The sequence below is a fragment of the Pseudomonas sp. LB1P83 genome, assembly GCF_054897885.1.
Genome location: NZ_CM142709.1, coordinates 504,126 through 524,017, shown reverse-complemented (window position 1 = coordinate 524,017; position 19,892 = coordinate 504,126). Strand labels below are relative to the sequence as shown.

11 protein-coding genes are annotated in these 19,892 nt (G+C 58.9%); 3 read left to right on the top strand and 8 right to left on the bottom strand.

Annotated elements, in window-relative coordinates:
- The first annotated feature begins 6 nt into the window (after positions 1 to 6).
- Genes ACYZTY_RS02260 through ACYZTY_RS02250 form a run of 3 tightly spaced genes read left to right on the top strand, consistent with a single transcriptional unit; the run spans position 7 to position 11,128 of the window.
- Positions 7 to 3,831: a Tc toxin subunit A-related protein gene (locus ACYZTY_RS02260; protein ID WP_461957136.1), complete on the top strand. Its 3,825-nt coding sequence runs from the start codon at positions 7 to 9 to the stop codon at positions 3,829 to 3,831.
- On the top strand, positions 3,828 to 8,345 hold the full coding sequence (locus ACYZTY_RS02255; protein WP_461957135.1) for a SpvB/TcaC N-terminal domain-containing protein: 4,518 nt from the start codon (positions 3,828 to 3,830) through the stop codon (positions 8,343 to 8,345). Before ACYZTY_RS02260 ends, ACYZTY_RS02255 begins: the two co-directional genes overlap by 4 nt.
- Positions 8,342 to 11,128 (top strand): RHS repeat-associated core domain-containing protein, encoded by a 2,787-nt coding sequence (locus ACYZTY_RS02250; protein WP_461957134.1) that lies wholly within the window; start codon positions 8,342 to 8,344, stop codon positions 11,126 to 11,128. Before ACYZTY_RS02255 ends, ACYZTY_RS02250 begins: the two co-directional genes overlap by 4 nt.
- 12 nt (positions 11,129 to 11,140) lie before the next feature.
- Here ACYZTY_RS02250 and ACYZTY_RS02245 read toward each other — a convergent pair whose 3' ends face one another.
- The 8 genes from ACYZTY_RS02245 to ACYZTY_RS02210 all read right to left on the bottom strand — a co-directional run bounded on the left by ACYZTY_RS02245 (position 11,141) and on the right by ACYZTY_RS02210 (position 19,838).
- Positions 11,141 to 11,509 (bottom strand): glyoxalase superfamily protein, encoded by a 369-nt coding sequence (locus ACYZTY_RS02245; RefSeq protein ID WP_461957133.1) that lies wholly within the window; start codon positions 11,507 to 11,509, stop codon positions 11,141 to 11,143.
- 158 nt (positions 11,510 to 11,667) lie between these two features.
- Positions 11,668 to 13,143 (bottom strand): N-acyl-D-amino-acid deacylase family protein, encoded by a 1,476-nt coding sequence (locus ACYZTY_RS02240; RefSeq protein WP_461957132.1) that lies wholly within the window; start codon positions 13,141 to 13,143, stop codon positions 11,668 to 11,670.
- Position 13,144: 1 nt separating this feature from the next.
- Positions 13,145 to 14,005 carry a MurR/RpiR family transcriptional regulator gene (locus ACYZTY_RS02235; RefSeq protein ID WP_461957131.1) on the bottom strand — a complete coding sequence of 287 codons (861 nt, stop codon included), beginning with the start codon at positions 14,003 to 14,005 and terminating at the stop codon, positions 13,145 to 13,147.
- Between the two features lie 15 nt (positions 14,006 to 14,020).
- Positions 14,021 to 15,370, bottom strand: a complete 1,350-nt coding sequence (locus ACYZTY_RS02230; protein WP_461957130.1) for a GntT/GntP/DsdX family permease — start codon at positions 15,368 to 15,370, stop codon at positions 14,021 to 14,023.
- Between the two features lie 183 nt (positions 15,371 to 15,553).
- Positions 15,554 to 16,999 (bottom strand): SulP family inorganic anion transporter, encoded by a 1,446-nt coding sequence (locus tag ACYZTY_RS02225; protein ID WP_461957129.1) that lies wholly within the window; start codon positions 16,997 to 16,999, stop codon positions 15,554 to 15,556.
- Between the two features lie 203 nt (positions 17,000 to 17,202).
- Positions 17,203 to 18,096 carry an NAD-dependent epimerase/dehydratase family protein gene (locus tag ACYZTY_RS02220; protein WP_461957128.1) on the bottom strand — a complete coding sequence of 298 codons (894 nt, stop codon included), beginning with the start codon at positions 18,094 to 18,096 and terminating at the stop codon, positions 17,203 to 17,205.
- A 103-nt stretch (positions 18,097 to 18,199) separates the two neighbouring features.
- Entirely contained in the window at positions 18,200 to 19,111 is a 912-nt protein-coding gene (locus ACYZTY_RS02215) for a LysR substrate-binding domain-containing protein (protein ID WP_461957127.1), read from the bottom strand.
- Positions 19,112 to 19,247: 136 nt separating this feature from the next.
- On the bottom strand, positions 19,248 to 19,838 hold the full coding sequence (locus ACYZTY_RS02210) for an NADPH:quinone oxidoreductase MdaB (protein ID WP_131060844.1): 591 nt from the start codon (positions 19,836 to 19,838) through the stop codon (positions 19,248 to 19,250).
- Between the last annotated feature and the right edge of the window lie 54 nt (positions 19,839 to 19,892).

The following is a 19,892-nucleotide window of genomic DNA, read 5'->3' as shown; positions in this document are numbered from 1 at the left end:
CAAGGAATGAACATGTCTGTTGCTATTGAAAAACAACTTAACGAAAGCCTGCGTGATGCGCAGCTCGGGCTCTATCTGACGGCGATTGCTCCGCAAGACCAGACGCTGCAAGCCTTGAAGATCGCAGAGCACCTCAAGACGGCTGATGATCTTTACCACTATTGGCTGCTTGACGTGCTGGTCAGCCAAGACGTGCCGACCAGCCCGGTAGCCTGCGCGATTGCCAGTCTTCAGCAGTACATCAACAGCATTCTGGCCAACATGGAACCGGGTTATCACACCGCGCAGATCCCCACCGACCAAGTCGACACCTGGCGCACTGTCCTGCATCACTATCAGGCCTGGGCGACCAATCAGCGTCTTTATTATTTCCCGGCGGCCTACCTTGATCCGACGCTGCGCAAGACCCGAACCGCAAGCTTCGAGCAACTGGAAAACGACCTCAACCGAAACCAGCTCAATGCCGAGTCCGTGCAAACGGCGGTGCTGGCTTATCTGACCAGACTGGAGGAAGTAGCCAACCTGCAAATCGTCAACGGTTACATCGACGGCAGCGATTTCGCCAACAGCACTTACTACTTCATTGCCAAATCCCGTGCGGCCAATACGTGGTATTGGCGCTCGCTGGACATGGCCTGTCGCCCCTTCGTGGCCGGCTCCCGGACTGCCAAATATGATGCGCCGGAACCGCAAGCATGGTCCGACTGGCACCGCATCAATCTGCCGGTTTCCGACAGCACCGTTGAACACACCATTCGCCCGGTCATGTTCAACAATCGCTTGTATGTGATCTGGGCAGAATGCGTGTTTCAGGATCAGACGAGCAGAGAAGAAAACAAGAGCAAAACCTTTCCCTTGTTTCGCCTGAACCTGTGTTTCAAGAAATTCGACGGGAGCTGGAGTACGCCGCAGACCTGTGTGCAAGGTTATTGTTCGGCCGGAACAATTGGAGGTATGAACCTGAAGAAACTCAGGGAATACACACGAACCATAACCATCTGCGATCAATCGTCTTCGTCACTCTGCATTGCTTTACATCTTGGTGAGTTTGAACGTGAAAATTTGAGTCTTCCCTTTGTTGATTTCTGCATGTGGGCCGTGATCGATAAAGATGCCTTGATTGAGTCAAAAGTAATTCCACGCAGTGAATTGGACAGCGAGAAAGACAACACCCTTCTCAAGCTTCTTGAGTGCTGGCCTTACTCCAAGGCGAAAATGCTTCAATTCAGCTATCTATCAGGTTCGCCGACAGCTCCCAGTATTGAATTCCATCTGGACAACGTATTAGGTACAACAGAATTCATCGATTTCTCAAAGTCTGGAATCAAAAACAGCGAAGCTCGGACTTCCCTGCCTCGCCATCCCATCCGAATGAACATCACCTTCGCCCGACACCTGATCGAGCGCGCAGAAGACAGTATGGACACCTTGCTGAGCTGGTCCTCTCAGCACCTGCAAGAGCCTCCTTTCGAAAGCGGAAAACCGCCTGAGCAACTGGACTTTTACGGCGCCTACGGTCGCTATTTCGTCGAGTTGTTCCTCTACCTGCCCTGGCTGGTGGCCCACCGCTTTAACCAGGAGCGCCAATACGGAGAAGCCGAACGCTGGTTGCAGTACCTGTTCAATCCCGCCCGAAAAGCAGTCAGTGGCAGCAACCCTGATTACTGGAGCGCGGTGCCCCTGATCACCGGCACGCTCAAGCCCGGCCAACCCAGCTACGCCCTTCAGGGACCACAGGATCCGCACCAGATTGCACTGAGTCATCCCGTGCACTTTCGCAAAGCCCTGTACATGCTCTACCTCGATATTCTGCTCAACCGTGGCGACACCGCTTACCGCCAGTTATCTCCCGACAGCCTGACCGACGCGAAGCTCTGGTACCTGCGCGCACAGGACCTGTTGGGCCCGCGACCGGATGTCAGGCAAACCGATCTATGGGCAAAGACCACATTGAAAGCGTTCAGCGAGGAGCCCAACACAAAACTGCGTGCGTTTGAAAAAGCCTTGGGAGAAGCAGACAAACACCTATCGACAACCGTCGCCCCAGAGCAGGCCCCTCAAGTGTGTGTTCGCCCTTACGTCCATTCACATTCTGCCCATGCGATTGACGCGCCGCATTCGCGCTTGCCCTTCAACCCCGTGTTGTTCCCCCGCTGGGAAAAGCTCGAAAGCCGCCTGCATAACCTGCGACATAACCTCGACATTGTAGGTCGCCCCTTGAGGCTTGCGTTGTTCGCGACTCCAGCCGCCTCGAACAAACAGCTCGGCGCCAACCCTTCTCGCGCTGCGGAGCCCGGCCTTGCCCAGCGACTGGGCACAGAGATCCCGCCTTACCGTTTCAGTGCCCTGCATGCCCATGCCATGAGTGCGATAGACACGGTGATTCAGTTCGGCGAAACGCTCATGTCGTTTATCGAGCGCAGCGAGCAGGCCAGCTATCAGGAACTTCAGCAACAGCACCTCTGGGATATCGCCACCATGGCGGTAGACCTGCAGACCCAGGCCCTGAAGATCGATCATAAAAACCGCGAAGCGTTACTGGCCAGTAAAGCCATCGTCGAAAGCCGCCGTGATTACTACAGTCAGCGGGTCAACGAGGTCGTCAATCTGGAAGAAGTGACGGCCGCCGCGTTCCATCTGGAAGGGCGGATCGCTGAAGCAGGCGCCCATGCGGCTCATGCCGGCGGTCAGGGCCTGAAAGTGGTGCCCAACATTTTTGGACTGGCAGACGGTGGGGCTCGCCTTGAGGGCGGACCGCTCGCCATGATGGCCATGGCGCAGGGGGTGGCAACCGCCGCCTATGGCGCGGGTGAGGCCCTGGACCGTGCCGCGCAGTATCGACGCCGCCATCAGGATTGGACCCTCGCTCGCGACCAGGCAAAGCTCGAAATCGCCCAGATTGATGCACAGCTTGCACTGGAGGCTGAACGAGAGATCGCTTCACGACTGTTGTTACAACAGACTCAAACGTCGCTGGCTCAAGCCCGGACCTCTTACGACTTTCTCAGCCAGCGCTTTACCAACTCGCAGCTTTACCAGTGGTTCACCCACCAGCTCTCCAGCTTCTACTACCAGGTGTATGACTCGACGCTCTCCCTGTGCCAGTTCACCGAACGGAGCTGGCGATACGAGACGGCCGACACCACCACTCAACCGTTCTTCCAGAACCAGACCTGGAACAGCACCTACCGCGGACTCGGCCCTGGCGAGCGTATGAAGCTGGGCTTGATGAAGATGAAGAATGCCTGGCTGCTGGGCAACGAGCGCGAACTGGAAATCCGCAAGACCGTGTCTTTAAGCAAACTCCACCTGAAGGAAAACATCACGCCGTCGATCAACAAACCCTGGGACGGAACGCTCGCAGCAGACAAGACACTCATCAAAGGAATGAAGGCCATCCTGCTGGATACAGGCTCATGCGAGTTTGAATTGACGCAGGCCCTGTTTGATAACGACTACCCGGGGCACTGCCTGCGCCGGATCAAGACCATCAGCATTTCCCTGCCGGCCGTCCTTGGCCCCTATGTAGATATCCGGGCCACGCTGACCCAGACCGGCAGCGAAGTCGTCCTGCCCGGCGCCGACAAGACGGTCATGAAAAGTCTGCGTGCCAATCAGCAAATTGCCCTGTCCACAGGCATCGACGACAGCGGTCTGTTTACCTTGAGCTTCCAGGACGAACGCTACCTGCCCTTCGAATGCACCGGAGCGGTGTCGAAATGGCAGTTGTCATTCCCCAATCATGCGGCGCAGAAAAGCATGCTCGAATCCCTGACCGATATCATCGTGCACGTGCAGTACACCGCCAGGGCAAATGGTGGTGCGCAATGAGCGAACACGCCGCCCTCCCTGTCACCCCTCCTGCCTTGCCCAAGGGCGGAGGGGCGATTCAAAGCATCGGTGACGGCCTCGGTGCAATCGGCTCAAGCGGGACCGCCTCCTGCGAGATTCCGCTGCCCGTTTCACCCGGTCGCGGATACGCCCCGGCCCTTGCCTTGCGCTACAGCAGTGCTCAAGGCAACGGGGTGTTCGGCCTCGGTTGGAAACTCTCGCTGCCGACCGTCACACGACGCACCCACCTGGGCGTTCCGTCCTACACCCGTGATGATTTGTTCATCGGCCCCGACGGTGAAGTTTTGATGCCTGAGCGGAACCGCACCACCGGCGTGATCGAGTCCAGCCAAAAGCTTTACAGCGACGGCACACGGCAGGTGGAACACAAAGTCGTGCGCTATCAACCGCGCATCGAAACCGCCTTCGACCTGATCGAGCATTGGTCCAGCGCAACAGATGAACCGGGCTTCTGGCTGATACATAACGCCGACGGTAGCCAGCATCTGTTTGGAAAAACGTCATCGGCACGTCGTGCAGATCCCGATGCGCTATCGCGCGTGGGCGAGTGGTTGCTTGAAGAGAGCATGAACCCTCATGGCGAGCATATTGTGTATGAGTACAACGCGGACCCGGCGTCGACGAAGGGCCCTTCCGATAGCCGTGCCCAGCGTTACCTTGGGCGGGTACGCTATGGCAATTTTGAAGCTGACGCTCAGTTGTACTTAGGCAAAATCGGGGGGCTCGACGAAGTACGCTGGCATTTCGAATTGTGCTTCGACTACGGTGAACGCAGCACGACACTGGAGGAAAAACCCGCGTATCGGGCAACAAAAACGTCGCCGGAACGTAGCGATCCCTTCTCGGATTTCTCCTATGGGTTTGAGCTGAGAACCCGACGTTTATGCCAGCAGATTCTGATGTTTCATCATTTCCCCGATGAAACATCGATGGGACCCGAGCCGGTGCTGGTTCGCCGCAGCGTGATCCAGTATCAGACCAGCCCCCATTCCTATAGCTGCCTGAGCGCAGCACTGGACCAGGCCTACGGCGAAAGCACCAATGGACTCCATCCACCCCTGGAGTTCACCTACACCGACTTCTTGCTTGAACCTGACGTTCAGCGCTTCAAACCGTTCGAGGCGTTGTCCGGGCTCAATCATCAACAGCGCTTTCAGTTCGTCGATCTACTGGGGGAAGGACTGCCCGGCGTGCTGCACCGTACCGACAAAAGTTGGCGGTATAGCCAACCGGTGCGCGATGACCAGGGTGGGGACCGTATCACGTATAAAGCGTTAAGCGATCTGCCACATCTCCCATTAACCGACAGCCGCAAACCCACCCGACAGTTTCTCGCTGACCTCAATGCAAACGGACGCCCGGACTGGATCGTGGCGCAGCCGGGGCTCAGTGGATTCTTCACGCTGAAACCCAACGGCACCTGGTCGAACTTTGCCTCGTTTGACGCCCTTCCGACAGAGTTCTTCCATCCTCGAGGGCAACTGGCCAATCTGATGGGCGCAGGGCTCAACGATCTGGTCATGCTGGGCCCGCGCAGTGTTCGCCTGTATGCCAACCAGAAAGGCACGGGCTTCGCCGCCGCAACCGAAGTAGACCGCGGGGCTGATGAGGATGACCTGCCACTGCCCGGCAACTCATCCAGCGAACTGGTGGCCTTCAGCGACCTTCTGGGAAGCGGGCAGCAGCATCTGGTCCGTATCCGCCGTAACGAAGTGAAATGCTGGCCCAACCTCGGTCGCGGACGCTTCGGCAAAGGTCGAGTGATCGCCACACCGGATCTTTCATTGGAAGAATTCGATGCATCGCGTCTTTTGCTGGCCGACCTGGACGGCTCTGGAAGCGCAGACCTTATTTATCTGGAACCCCATTGCGCGCGCATTTTCATGAACCGGTGCGGCAATGGCCTGAGCCCGTCGATCGACGTGCCATGGCCCGCAGGTTTTAGCTATGACCGGTTCTGCCAGGTCAGCGCCACCGACCTGCAAGGGCTCGGCTGCTCCAGCCTGGTTTTCAGCATACCGGGGGCAACGCCACGGTATTGGCGATGCGACTTCATCCGCACCAAACCCTATTTGCTGCAATCGACCAATAACAACATGGGCGCCAGCGGCACCATCAGTTACCGCAGTTCGGCACAAGAGTGGCTGGACGAAAAAACACAGCTACTCAAAAACAAGAAAACGGCGGTTTCACGCTTGCCGTTTCCCCTGTTTCTGGTCAAACAGCAGACTCGATTCGACGAAATCACCGGCAATCGTCTGACCCAAAAAATCAAGTATCGACACGGCTTCTACGACAGTACCGAACGCGAATTCCGGGGGTTCGGCCTGCTCGTGCAAACCGATATGGGTGGTGATAAAGCAAGCAATCTGCACTCCGTGCCGACACTGACCAAAACCTGGTTCCATGTCGGCAACGAAGTTGATCTGATGATCCATGATCGAGACTACAGCGACGAAAAATCCGTGCTGCTCAAAGGCACTATCCAGAACCTGGGCGAAAGCTGGACGCCGCGCAGCGACCGGCATGTTCCGGCCAACACCTGGTCCAAAGGCCGCCGACGTGAAATCGCCCGGGCGCTGAACGGACGTATTTTGCGGGTAGAGGTTTACGGCCAGGACCAAGGTGACAAGTCAAAGCTTCCGTATTCGGTGCAACAACATCGCTACAAGGTCAATGAGCTCAAGGGCATGGGCAGGCACAGCCCTTATTCGATCCTGCACTCGGTGCTGGTGGAGTCGATTCACTATCAGTACGAGCGCTTCCCGCATGACCCGCGCTGTACCCACACGATCAATCTGAACTGGGACGCCTACGGTTACCTGACCCACCATCTGGAGATCAGCTATGCCCGACGCACAACAGCGGACGATGCCTGCCCTTTCACCGATCCCTGGGAGAAAAAATGGTGGGCCGACGCCCATGACGAAGCCCAGCAGTTCTTCTACGTGGCCGAACATAAAGCCCAATTCATTCACATCACCACCACGCAGAACAGGCGGTTGGGGCTGCCTTACCTGCAACGTACAAATGCTCTGAAACTGCCGAAAGCGCCACTGGCCGAAGGCCTGGCGACTTCTGCCATCAATCATGAGGCGCTTTTGACCCTGAGTGCTTCGGCTGCATGGAAAGCCCGACAGGTAATGACCGGCCTGTCCCTGCAGCGTTATAGAAAACCCGATGCCAGTGGTCCCTTCGCGGATGGGCACGCCAGTGTCGAAGCTTTGGTCGATCACACGGAAACAGCGGAACTCAATGAGTTGGCGTTGAAGGCTTACGACGTACTCAAATCGCAGGCTCCGTCCTTTGATTTGACTCAACGGCTCAAGGATGGCGGCTACAAAAAAATGCCCATCGCCTTACCGGGCGACGTTGAATGGGATAAGCAGGACAAGCTTTGGTCGGTACGACGCCACTTCGTCACGTACAACAAACTGGATGGTTTTTTCAAACCGTCGAGTTTTAAACAGAGTCCTCAACAGGGTCCAACCACCTTCACCCATGACCCTTATTTCTGCCTGACCACCGACATCAAGCTGCCGGACACCTGCACGACCACAGCTTCCAACATCGACTACCGAATACTCCAACCCACTCGGGTCACTGACCCCAACAACGTTGTCCAGGAAGCGTCATACGATACATTCGGACATGTTCACGCCATCACCCATTTCAAAAGCAGCGCCGATGGCAATATCGGGTTCGCGCCACTCTCCACCTATATCCGTCGCTATCACGGCCGGCCTGACCTCGCTATCGAAAACCCGGAGCCGGCGTTACAGCAAGTCGCCAGCGCTTACTTCTACGATGCGCTCAGCTGGATGGGGCGCATTGAGGTCGCAACACCGCAGGACCAGGAATGGTACAAAGCGGCAATTGCCAAAGGCGATTTGCTGCCCGATGGGTACATCCGCGCAAGCACCCGTGTGCGTCTGGCCCGCAGCGATATCAAGAAAACACTTCACGAACAAGCACTCCAGACGAAGATCCAAAGCGTGCAGCGCGAACCGGTTCACTGCGCCACGTTGCAGGCTGATCGATACCTGCGCGATCCCGATACGAAACAAATCCGCATCGTTATCGCTTGTTGGGACGGCTTTGGCCGGCCGTTACAAAGCAAACAGAGGGTTGGGCAAGGAGCAGCGTTAGCGGTCAAAGAAGACGGCACATTGGCATGGGCAAACGACAAACCGCAGGAACACGAAGTCAGCGTTCGCTGGCGTGTCAGCGAGCGCACTGAATACAACAACAAGGGACTGGTGACTCGTACGTATCGGCCGTACTTCAGTGACCGGCACCGCTACATCAATGATGAGTCCCTGCGCATATCAGGCCATTGCGATCGATATTTCCATGACCCCATGGGTCGACTCATACGCGTCATCAATGCCAAAGGAGACGAACGTCATCACACCTTGCACCCCTGGTATTCCATTACCGAAGACGAGAACGACACCCAGCCCGAACTGCCGACTCAAGGAGGTGCGCAATGAGCGTCAATGTCCATCGCCACACCCCGACCCTGAACGTCGTCGACGGCCGTGGACTTGCGCTTCGTGAAGTCCGCTACTTGTGCAATGAATCCATCACGACGCCAGAAGCCCGTATCACGCGTAACCGGCATGACATCAGCGGACAGGTCGTTGAGCATTACTCACCCGCTACCCGAGTTGGCTTGAACACCGCGGACTCAAGGCAAGTCAGCAGCCTGTCGGGGGGCCTGCTCCTGATCGACAGCATCGATGCCGGCTGGCGCCTGACGCTTTTTGGCGAGGCCGGCCAGGCCCTGGACACCTGGGACTCGCGCGGTAGCCATTGGCAAACCGACTATGACAACCAGCTGCGACCACTGGCGATCCACGAAGAATCCACACAACAATCCCGCCAGGTCATCGAGCGCTTCACCTACGCAGCCAGCTCAAATGACGATGTGAAAACCAACCGGTGTGGACGCTTGATTCGCCATGACGATCCGGCAGGCTGCGTGATTTTTTCCGAGTATGACCTGACTGGAAAACCGCTCAGCCAAACGCGCCATCTGATGAAAGATCAGCACGCCGCCCACTGGCCGGAAGATCTCGACGAGCGCACGGGTTTGCTCGAAAGCGGTACCGGCCATACCACCACCTGGCGCTACGCTGCGACCGGCGAAGTCATCGAGCAAAAAGACGCCAAAGGGCACACACAACGCTTCTGGTTGGATGTCGCCGGCCAGTTGCAGAAAATCACCCTGCAACTCCGTGGTGCTGCCCAACAGAGGCAGGTTCTCGATCAAGTCAGCTATAACGCGCAGGGTCAGATCGAGTCGCAGGTGCTGGGCGGCAAGATCACCAACGCGGCGATGTATGCGCCTGAAAACGGCCGCATGATCCAGCGAAGCCTTTCGCGTACAACCACCCACGTGCTTCAGAAACTGCTTTATGCCTACGACGCTGTCGGCAACGTAATGAGTGTCGAAGATCACAGCAAACCCGAGCAGCACAATGCCAATCAGCGCGTAAGGCCGGGCAGCACCTATGGCTACGACAGCCTGTATCAATTGGTCAAGGCGACGGGCCGGGAAGAGCAGGCAGCGAGCATCCGCGCGGCGCTTCCTGCCTGGCTATCCAGCCCGCCGGACCGCAGCCGACGGCTCAATTTCACCCAGCATTACACCTACGATGAACGCGCCAACCTGACCAAACTGCAGCATCAGCGCGATGGCAATAACTACACCCGCGAGATGCGCATCGCCCCCGACAGCCATCGTGGGCTGTCATGGAAAACAGGTGATCCGCCACCCGACTTTGCAACCGGCTTCGATGCCAACGGCAATCTGCAAGCCCTGCACACCGGGCAATCGCTGCTGTGGAACGCGCGCAACCAATTGCAAAGCGTGACCCTGGTTGAGCGCGCAGAGCAGCAAGCGGATACAGAAAGTTACCTCTACGACGGCAGCGGCCAGCGCATTCGCAAACGGCAAACCCAAAAGGCCCACGCCCTCGCCCACTGCCGCGACGTCCTGTATCTGCCCGGCCTGGAAATCCGGGAAAGCACGTCGGAAAATCTCGAGGTCATCACAGTTCAAGCGGGAACCTGCAACGTTCGGTGCCTGCACTGGAGCCTGGGAACACCTTCAGGCATCACCAATGACGCGTTGCGCTTCAGTTTCGACGATCACTTGGGCTCCAACACAATGGAGCTGGATGGCGAAGGCAACCTGATCAGCGAGGAAGGTTACTACCCCTTTGGCGGCACGGCGTGGAGAGAAGCGCGCAACGTGCTGGAAGCGAAATACAGAACCCTTCGTTACTCGGGCAAGGAGCGTGATGCCAGCGGTTTGTATTACTACGGCCAGCGGTATTACGCGCCCTGGTTGCAACGATGGATCAGCCCGGACCCGGCGGGCACGGCTGACGGGTTGAACCTGTATTGCATGGTGGGGAACAACCCGGTGCGATTTGCCGATTCGCAGGGACTGGTGCGCGATGATCTGGTCAACGTTCCCATCGTGCTCGATTACTACGACCGGTTTTCCCAGAAAACCGTTTCGATGACAGACGCCCCACGGCTGTTTGCAGAAGCAAAGGACGGGAAACTCGGCGCGCTGAAAGCTCAATTCCCCAATCGGACGAGTCCTCTGACCCCCAAGGAAATCGCCGGGGTCGAAGCTACCCATCCAGCATTCAACGCCTATACAAAAAAGAAACTGAATGAGTACACCGCACACGCAGCGGTCACTACGGCGGACGGAAGCTTTTCGTCCTGGGAGCATTTCAACTTCCCTGAGCAACTGGGAGACAGGCCTTATCCCGGGGTCACCCTTTATCGAAACCTTCTGCCCTCATCAAACGGGGACTTGGGGATCTTTGAAGTCACCCAACCAGAGGTATACATGGCTCAAGTTGAACGCGATTACGCCAATCAGAAAGACGTATCCCTGCACCCGGCACTGGCCAGGGACATCCGCGACCATTCAGGTAACTCCGGACATTTGTTCCCCCTCCAGTCCGGCACCCCTGGGCGTCATGCGGAAGTGCGGAGCAGGAACGCGTTGCTCAATCACTCGTTGAATGCAAGCGTCCCGCCGGAAAACATCTTTGTGATGACTCAACGGCTGAAGGGCGTTTCCGATTCCCGGCAAGCAACCGATTTCCCCACCTGCATGAACTGCAATGCCTTGATCCCGAGGGACATCAACATCCCCACCGGCCGATTGGAGCCCATTGACTACGCCGCGCATGTGCAATCGATGCGGTCATCCAGAACCCATTACCTGCGCGCCGCCAATCCGTAAACCGGTGTTGCTTTACATGCAGATCGCGTTGGTAAACACCAACCGGTTACCGAACGGATCACTGATGGTCATGTCCTGGCTTCCCCAGGGCATGGCCTGTATCTGTGGGTGGGAAAACGGATATTCCTTGGCCAGCAGTTGCTGCTGGAACGCCTCAAGTTCATCGGTCTCAATCCGCAAGGCCGAACCCGGCGTGCTGTCACCATGGTGTTCGGACAGGTGCAGCACGCATTCGCCCCGGGAGACTTGCAGGTACAGCGGGAAATTCGGTTCGAAGCGATGTTGCCAGTCGACGGTGAACCCCAGGAAGTCGACGTAGAACTCCAATGCCTTGGTCTCGTCGAAAATCCGCAGGATCGGGGTAGTTTTGCCGAAGCTCATTGGGTTGCTCCCTGACTGAAAAGACACCCATTGTAGTTGGGCTGGACGTCAGCGCTTCGGCTTGGCGATGGCTTTCTTTAATTGCAATGTGCTACTACGCGAAGCAGTTCAAAAAGATTTGTCGACTGGCTGATCGCTTTCGCCGGCAAGCCTGGCTCCTACAGGGGAATGTGTGTGCTCTGAAAACCCGCGCGCAGATCCCCTTCCCGCGCCAGAAACCGCCCTTCCCGTTTGCCGTTCGCCTGGCCTTCGCTGTAACTCAATACCCCATTGATCCACACTCCCTCAATCCCCTCCGCCGCTCGTTGCGGGTCATTGAAGTCCGCCACGTCGCGAATGGTCAGCGGATCGAACAGCACCAGATCCGCCCAATGTCCTTCACGAATTTCGCCCCGCTCCTTCAAGCCAAAGCGCGCTGCCGACAACCCCGTCATTTTGTGTACGGCGGTGTACAGCGGAAACAGCCCGACGTCGCGACTGAAATGCCCGAGCACCCGTGGGAAGGCACCCCACAGGCGCGGATGCGGGAACGGGTCTTCCGGCAATCCGTCAGACCCCACCATCGACAACGGATGGGCGAGGATTCTTCGTACATCGGCCTCGTCCATTCCGTAGTACACCGCGCCGGCCGGCTGCAGTCGGCGGGCGGCCTCGAGTAATGGCACGTTCCATTCGGCGGCGATGTCCATCAGGTCGCGACCGCCCAGCTCCGGGTGCGGCGTGGACCAGGTGATGGTGATGCGATGGGCGTCGGTGACCTGCTTGAGGTCCAGCGTCGAAGAACTCGCCGCGTAGGGATAACAATCGCAGCCCACCGGATGAGTTTTCGCAGCCTCCTCAAGCGAGGCCAGCAGTTGCGGACTACGCCCCCAGTTGCCAGCCCCTGCACATTTGAGGTGGGAAATGATCACCGGTGATTTCGCATGCCGGCCGATCTGGAAGGCCTCGTCCATGGCCTCCAGCACCGGTTCGAATTCGCTGCGCAAATGGGTGGTGTACACCGCGCCGAATGCCGTTAGCTCTTCGGTCAGTTGCATCACTTCATCGGTGGACGCCGAGAACGCGCTGGCGTAGGCCAGACCGGTGGATAAGCCCAAGGCGCCGGCCTCGAGACTTTCGCGCAGTTGCTCGCGCATCGCGCTGATTTCATCCGCCGTGGCGGTGCGAAACAGGTCGTCGAGGTGGTTGCTGCGCAACGCGGTGTGGCCCACCAGTGCGGCAACGTTCAGCGTGGTGTTCGCGGCTTCGACCGCTGCGCGGTAATCGCTGAATGTCGGATAAACAAAGGCTGCCGAGGTGCCGAGCAGGTTCATCGGGTCCGGCGGATCGCCGCGCAAACTCACCGGCGAGGCGCTGATCCCGCAGTTGCCAACGATCACCGTGGTCACGCCCTGGCTGAGCTTGGGCAGCATCTGCGGCTGGCGGATCACCACCGTGTCGTCGTGGGTGTGCACGTCGATAAAACCAGGCGCCAACACGCGGCCGGCAGCGTCTATTTCTTCGCGGGCAGTGGCATCGTGCAAGTCGCCGATGCGCTCGATGCGGCCGTTCAAAATCGCCACATCGGCGGGATAACCCGGGCTGTTGCTGCCGTCGATGACCAGGGCGTTGCGAATCAGCGTGTCGTACATCATGTCAGTCTCCCAGCGGCAAGTGATCGTCGCCACCGCGGTAATCGTCGAGGGCGAGTTTGATCCGCCGCAGACGTTCTTGATTGTCTTCAGGATTGGCCAGCGCCAGCTCGGTGGCAAGCACGTCGATGGCCAGCAGCATGCCGTAGCGCGCCGCCGTGGGTTTGTAGATGAACGAGGTCTCGACGCCTTGCAGCGGCAGCAGCACATCCGCCAATTGCGCCAGCGGCGAATCGGCCTTGGTGATGGCGATAATCCGTGCACCGTAATTGCGGGCCAGTTCGACGGCTTCGATGAGTTCGGGGGTGATGCCGGTCAGCGAGCAGGCAATCACGGCGCGTTCGGCATCGAGGCTGGCGGCGGTGACGCGCATCATCACCGGGTCGTGGCATGCCGCAATCGGGTAGCCGAAGCGCACCAGCCGCACTTGCAGTTCATCGCTGCACAAGGTCGAGCAACCGCCCATGCCGAATGCATGAATCATCCGCGCCTTGCCCAGCAGTTTCACCGCATCGGTGAAACGCGACTCGTCGAACGCCGAGAGGTGCTGACGCAAGGTCGACTCGATATCGCCGACGATCTGCCCGTAAAACGCCGACTGGTCAGGCGTGCCCGCCGGGTCAAGGAAACGGCTGCCGACACCGCTGGCCTGGGCCAGTTGCAGGCGCAGATCGCGCAAGTCGCGACAACCCACCGTGCGGGCAAACCGCGACAGCGTGGCGGTGCTGACTTCCGCTCGCTGCGCCAGCTCATCGAGGCTGGCGGCGGAGGCAAAGCCTACGTCGTCGAGCATCAGCCGCGCGATGCGTCCTTCACCGGCGCTGAAGGAATCCTGGCGGGCGCGGATCTGATAGAGGATGTCCATGGCAGGCGGCTCCGGTTAAATCAGGTAGGAAAGACCCACGGTCAGCGCGAAAGCCACCACCGAAATAATGGTCTCGAGCACGGTCCAGGTCTTGAAGGTCTGGGCAACGGTCATGTTGAAGTATTCCTTGATCAACCAGAAGCCGCCGTCGTTGACGTGGGAAAAGATAACCGACCCCGCGCCCGTCGCCAGCACCAGCAGCTCCGGATGCGGATAACCCAGACCAATGGCCACCGGGGCGACGATGCCCGACGCGGTGGTCATCGCCACCGTCGCCGAACCCGTGGCGATGCGCATCAACGCGGCGAACAGCCAGCCCATGAGCAGCGGCGACAGGTGAAATTCGTGGGCCAGACTGACGATCTGATCGGTGACCCCGGCGTCCACCAGGATCCGGTTCAAACCACCGCCGGCGCCGACCAGCAAGGTGATGCTGGCGGTTGGTGCCAGGCATTCGTTGGTGAACTTGAGGATCGATTCGCGGTTGAAGCCCTGGGCAATACCGAGGGTCCAGAAACTCAGCAAGGTCGCCAACAGCAAGGCGATCACCGAGTTGCCGATGAACAACAAGAACTGGTTGAAACCGCTGCCCGGCGTGGAGATCAGGTTGGCCCAGCCGCCGATCAGCATCAGCACCACCGGCAACAGAATGGTCGCCATGGTGATGCCGAACCCCGGCAGGCTGTCACGCGGTTCGCGGTCGAGGAACTGCCGCTCCAGCGGGTTTTCCGCCGGCAGTTGAATGCGCGGCACGATGAACTTGGCGTACAAGGGACCTGAGATGATCGCGGTCGGAATGCCGATCAGAATTGCATAAAGCAAGGTCTGCCCCACCGACGCCTGATACACCTGCACCGCCAGCATCGCCGCCGGGTGCGGCGGCACCAGGGCATGCACCACCGAGAGCCCGGCCACCATCGGCAAGCCGACCATCAGGATCGACACGCCAACGCGGCGCGCCACGGTAAAGGCGATCGGCACCAGCAATACAAAACCGACCTCGAAGAACAGCGGCAGCCCGACCAGAAACGCGATGCACACCATGGCCCAGTGCGCGTTCTTCTCGCCGAACCGGTCGATCAAGGTCCGCGCCACCTGCTCGGCACCGCCAGACTCGGCCATCATCTTGCCGAGCATCGTGCCCAGCGCCACCACCAGCGCGATGTGCCCCAGGGTTTTGCCGACCCCCGCCTCGTACGCGCCGACCACACCGGACGGCGGCATGCCGGCGAGCAGCGCCAGGCCGATGGACACCAGGGTGATCACGATGAAGGGATTGAGTCGGTAACGGGCGATCAGAACGATCAGCGCAATGATGGCGATGGCGGCATATACCAGCAGCCAATAGCCGAAGGACAGGGACATGCGGTACTCCTCGAAAGGGTCACGTCGAAAGTTTTGTGAAACTCTTAAAACATTTCGAGAGGTGAAACTCAAACGAGGTGAAAGTAATTTTCGTAGAGGGATAAGGAATGTCGCACAGGGGTATGCGAGGTCGGTGGATATGAAAATCAGGCAGGCGGATTTACATCGCGCCTGCGTTAATCATCAGTCGTGATTCACACATGCACGCTTGAGCAATTTCTTGCAACGCTCGGACAAGTGCAGCACGCGCAAATGCTTGCCGGCCTTGGCGTAGCGCTCACGCAGCGTCTTGAGCGCGGCGATGGCCGAATAGTCGACGAAGCTCAAATGGCGGCAGTCGATGGTCACGACAGGCGGGTCGCTGGCAGGATCGAACTGATTGAGAAAAGGCGTGGTCGAGGCAAAGAACAGCGTGCCATGCAGGTGATAGAGCTTGCTGCCATCGGCCTCGATATGAGCGTCGGCGTACAGCTCGCGGGCCTGCTGCCAGGCGAAGTTGAGCGCCGCAATGATGATCCCGCACAGCACGGCGGTGGCCAGATCGGTGAACACCGTGATGACCGTGACCGCAACGATCACTAATACATCGTTCAGCGGCACCTTGTTCACCACCCGTAACGAAGCCCAAGCGAACGTCTGCTGCGACACCACGAACATCACGCCGACCAGTGCGGCCAACGGGATGCGCTCGATCAGCGGCGACAAAAACAGGATGAACAGCAGAATCAGCACCCCGGCCACCACACCGGACAACCGCCCACGACCACCGGAACTGAGGTTGATAACCGTCTGGCCGATCATCGCGCAGCCACCCATGCCACCAAACACGCCGGAGACCATGTTGGCCGCGCCCAACGCCACACACTCGCGATCCGGGAAGCCACGGCTCTCGGTGATCTCGTCGGTGAGGTTCAGGGTCAGCAGGGTTTCCAGCAGTCCAACGAGCGCCATCAATATCGCGTAGGGGGCAATGATGTGCAGGGTGTCCAGACTCCACGGAATGTCTGGCAGCGCAAACGTCGGCAAGCCGCCGGCGATGTGCGCCATGTCGCCCAAGGTGCGCGTCGGCAGACCGAGCAGGAAAACCGCCAGCCCGACACTCAGGATCGCCACTAGCGCCGGCGGCACGGCACGCGTCAGGCGCGGTAGCAGATAAACGATCGCCATCGTCAGCACCACCAACCCGGTCATCATGTACAACAGCGTGCCGCTGAGCCAGGTTTCGCCATCCTTGAAGTGTTCGAGTTGGGCCAGCGCAATGATGATCGCCAGGCCGTTGACGAAGCCGAGCATCACCGGGTGCGGCACCATCCGCACCAGTTTGCCCAGCCTCAGCAACCCGAACGCCAGCATGATCAAACCACCGAGCAGCACGGTCGCGAGCAGATACTGAACACCGTGCTGCACCACCAGCGCGACGATCACCACCGCCATCGAACCGGCCGCACCGGACACCATGCCCGGTCGCCCGCCGAACAGCGCGGTCAGTGTGCAAATGATGAAAGCGCCGTAAAGCCCCATCAGCGGATTGAGGTGAGCCACCAGCGCGAAGGCAATGCATTCGGGAAGCAGGGCGAAAGACGTGGTGAGTCCGGCCAGGACATCGGCGCGCAGACGTTTTGGTTTCATGGAGGATCGGACACAACAGGGGAGAGGGAGCGGATGTTACGGAATTGAGGGCAGCCCGGCCAGTTGTTGGGACTTCGCAAATGCATTCGCGGGCAAGCCTCGCTCCTACAGATTTTGCGTCGCTCGCTAATCCCGTGAACGACTCAAAAAACTGTAGGAGCGAGGCTTGCCCGCGAAGAACGATGACGCGGTTTAAGGCGAACTCAAACCATCTCGTCACGAATCCATTCAACCACCGACGTCCGCTTCGGCGCCCAGCCCAGCAACTCACGCGCATGCTTGCCGCGAACCCGGCTGTTGGAGCCCAGGCCATAGTTGGCCATTTCATAACCCCATTCGGCTTCTGCGTCCTTCAACGGCCAGTCTTGCGCCTGGCCGAGTTTCAGGGCTTCAGCCATGGCAGTGGTCATGTCGATGAACGACGCCTCACCGCTTTCGACGAAGTAGAACGTGCCCGGTACGTTTTTGGTCAGCGCCAGCAGATACAGGGACACCACGTCTTCGATGTGTACGTTGGACCAGATGTTCTGCCCCGTACCGACATGGCGCACCACGCCGCTTTTACGCGCCTGTTTCAGCAAGCGCGGCAGCTGCACGCTGTCGCGATTGACGCCCAGGCTGTGGCCGTAAATCAGGGTGTTGCAGATGACGGCTGAGTTCACGCCGTCCTTCGCCGCTGCGAGGATCAGGTTGTCGATGGCCACGCGGGCAGCCTTGTCGACGGTCGGCTCCGGCAGGTTGTCTTCAAAGTAGATAACGTCGCTGGATTTGCCGCCCGACGCATCGCCGACGATGCTCGAACCGCTGGTGTGCAGGAAGACTTTGTTGGCGCCGCGCAAGGCATTGAGCAAAGCTTCCACCGCGCCGCGATGGTCGCTGCTGGCGGCGTTGATCACGGCATCGGCAGCGTGGGCCTGTTCGGCCAATAGTGCGCTGTCGTCAAGAGTGCCGATCACCGGAGTGATGCCCAGTGCACTCAGTTCAGTGGCTTGATCGGCGTTGCGCACCAGGCCGGTAACCTGGTGGCCCGCACGGACGAGACCGGTGGCGATGGAGCCGCCGATGAAACCAGCGGCGCCGGTAATGAATACGTTCATGGAGAAACTCCCTGCGTGAATAAGTGATGCATTGAGTATCGAGGACCGTCCCGTGGCGAAACAGACCCGCAGACCCAAATCACTCTTGCGCAGGAGTCACGAATCAGCCTTTGAAGTCCGCATTCGCATAAGCCGCCAATTTGCCTTGGATAAAGTCCAGGAAGCACTGAATCCGTAGGGCAAGTTGCGAGTTGCGGTAGTACACCGCGTTGATCGGCTGGCGATAACCGCTATTGAATTCCGCCAGCAGTACCTTCAATCGCCCGGCACGAATGTCGTCGATCGTCATGAAGTGCGACAGACAGGCAATGCCCTGGCCTTCCAGCGCCAGATGCCGGATCGTCTCGCCGCTGGAAGCGCTGATCGACGCCTGAATCGGCCAACGATCACCGTGAACGTAACGCAGCGGCCATTGGTTGAGGCCTTCGTTCTGGGTAAAACCCAGCAACGCATGCCCGGTCAGGTCCGCAACCGCCGTCGGCGTGCCGTGTTGCTCAAGGTACGCCGGGCTGGCGACGATGTGCAGCGGGCTGCAACCCAGCGAGCGTGCGTGCAGGGTCGAGTCGGCCAGTGTGCCGATGCGGATGGCGATGTCGGTGCTTTGTTCGAGCAGGTCGATGATCAGGTCGTTGCTGTTGAGTTCGAGCTGGATGTCCGGGTAGAGGCGGCGGAACTCGTCGATGTACGGCACGATGGCATGCAGCATGAACGGCGAGGCGGCGTTGATCCGCAGGCGCCCGGACGGGGTTTGCTGACGTGAGGTCAGGCGTTCTTCGAGCTCGTCCATCTGATCGAGAATCAGCTTGGCGTGTTCGAAGAAGTACTTGCCCTCCTCCGTCAGGTCCATGCGCCGCGTGGTGCGGTTGATCAGCGTGGTATCGAGCTTGGCCTCCAGCCGAGACAGCGTGCGGCTGACCGCCGAAGGCGTCTGCCCGACCTGTTCGGCCGCAGCGGAGATCGACCCGCACTCAATCACGCAGACGAAAATCTGCAACTCATCGGATCTGGCTTTCACAGGCGTCCCTTATCGATAATTCAGCGCCGGCCTCTGTAGGAGCCAGGCTTGCCGGCGAAGGCGTCCACTAAAACGCCTTCGCCGGCAAGTCTTGGCTCCTACAGGTTCTGGCTTCAGGTATCGATAGTAACCGAGCTCACGCCTTGAGGCCGAACACCTCGGTCAGGTGCTGTTCATAACGCGCCACATCACCCTCGATATTCGGACGCTTCATCACATCGACCGCCAGGAAAGTTGGCAAACCGGTCATGCCGAGGAATTCATTGGCCTTGTGAAACGGGAAATACACCGCGTCCACGCCCTTGCCTTCGAAGAAGTCGGTCGGGTCGTCGAAGGCTTGCTGCGGCGCGTTCCAGGTCAACGACAACATGTATTGCTTGCCGTGCACCAATCCACCGCTGCCGTACTTTTGCGAGGCGTCGGAACGGGTGCGGCCATCACTGGCGTAGAGGCTGCCGTGACCTTCGGTGAACACTTCGTCGATGTACTTCTTCACGGTCCACGGCGCCCCCATCCACCAGCCGGGCATCTGATAGATGATCACGTCGGCCCAGAGGAATTTGGCGACTTCTTCAGCAACGTCGTAACCCTCGTCGATAAAAGTGGCTTTCACATCCACGCCGCCACGATCCAGCACGCTCAGCGCGGCTTCATGCAGGGTGGTGTTGTAGCGGCCATCGGAGTGGGCGAACTTTTTGCCGCCATTGAGCAACAGGACTTTTTTCATGGGAGATCTCGGAAAGTTGGAATTCGATGGCGGCAGAGTAACGACCTGCCTCGC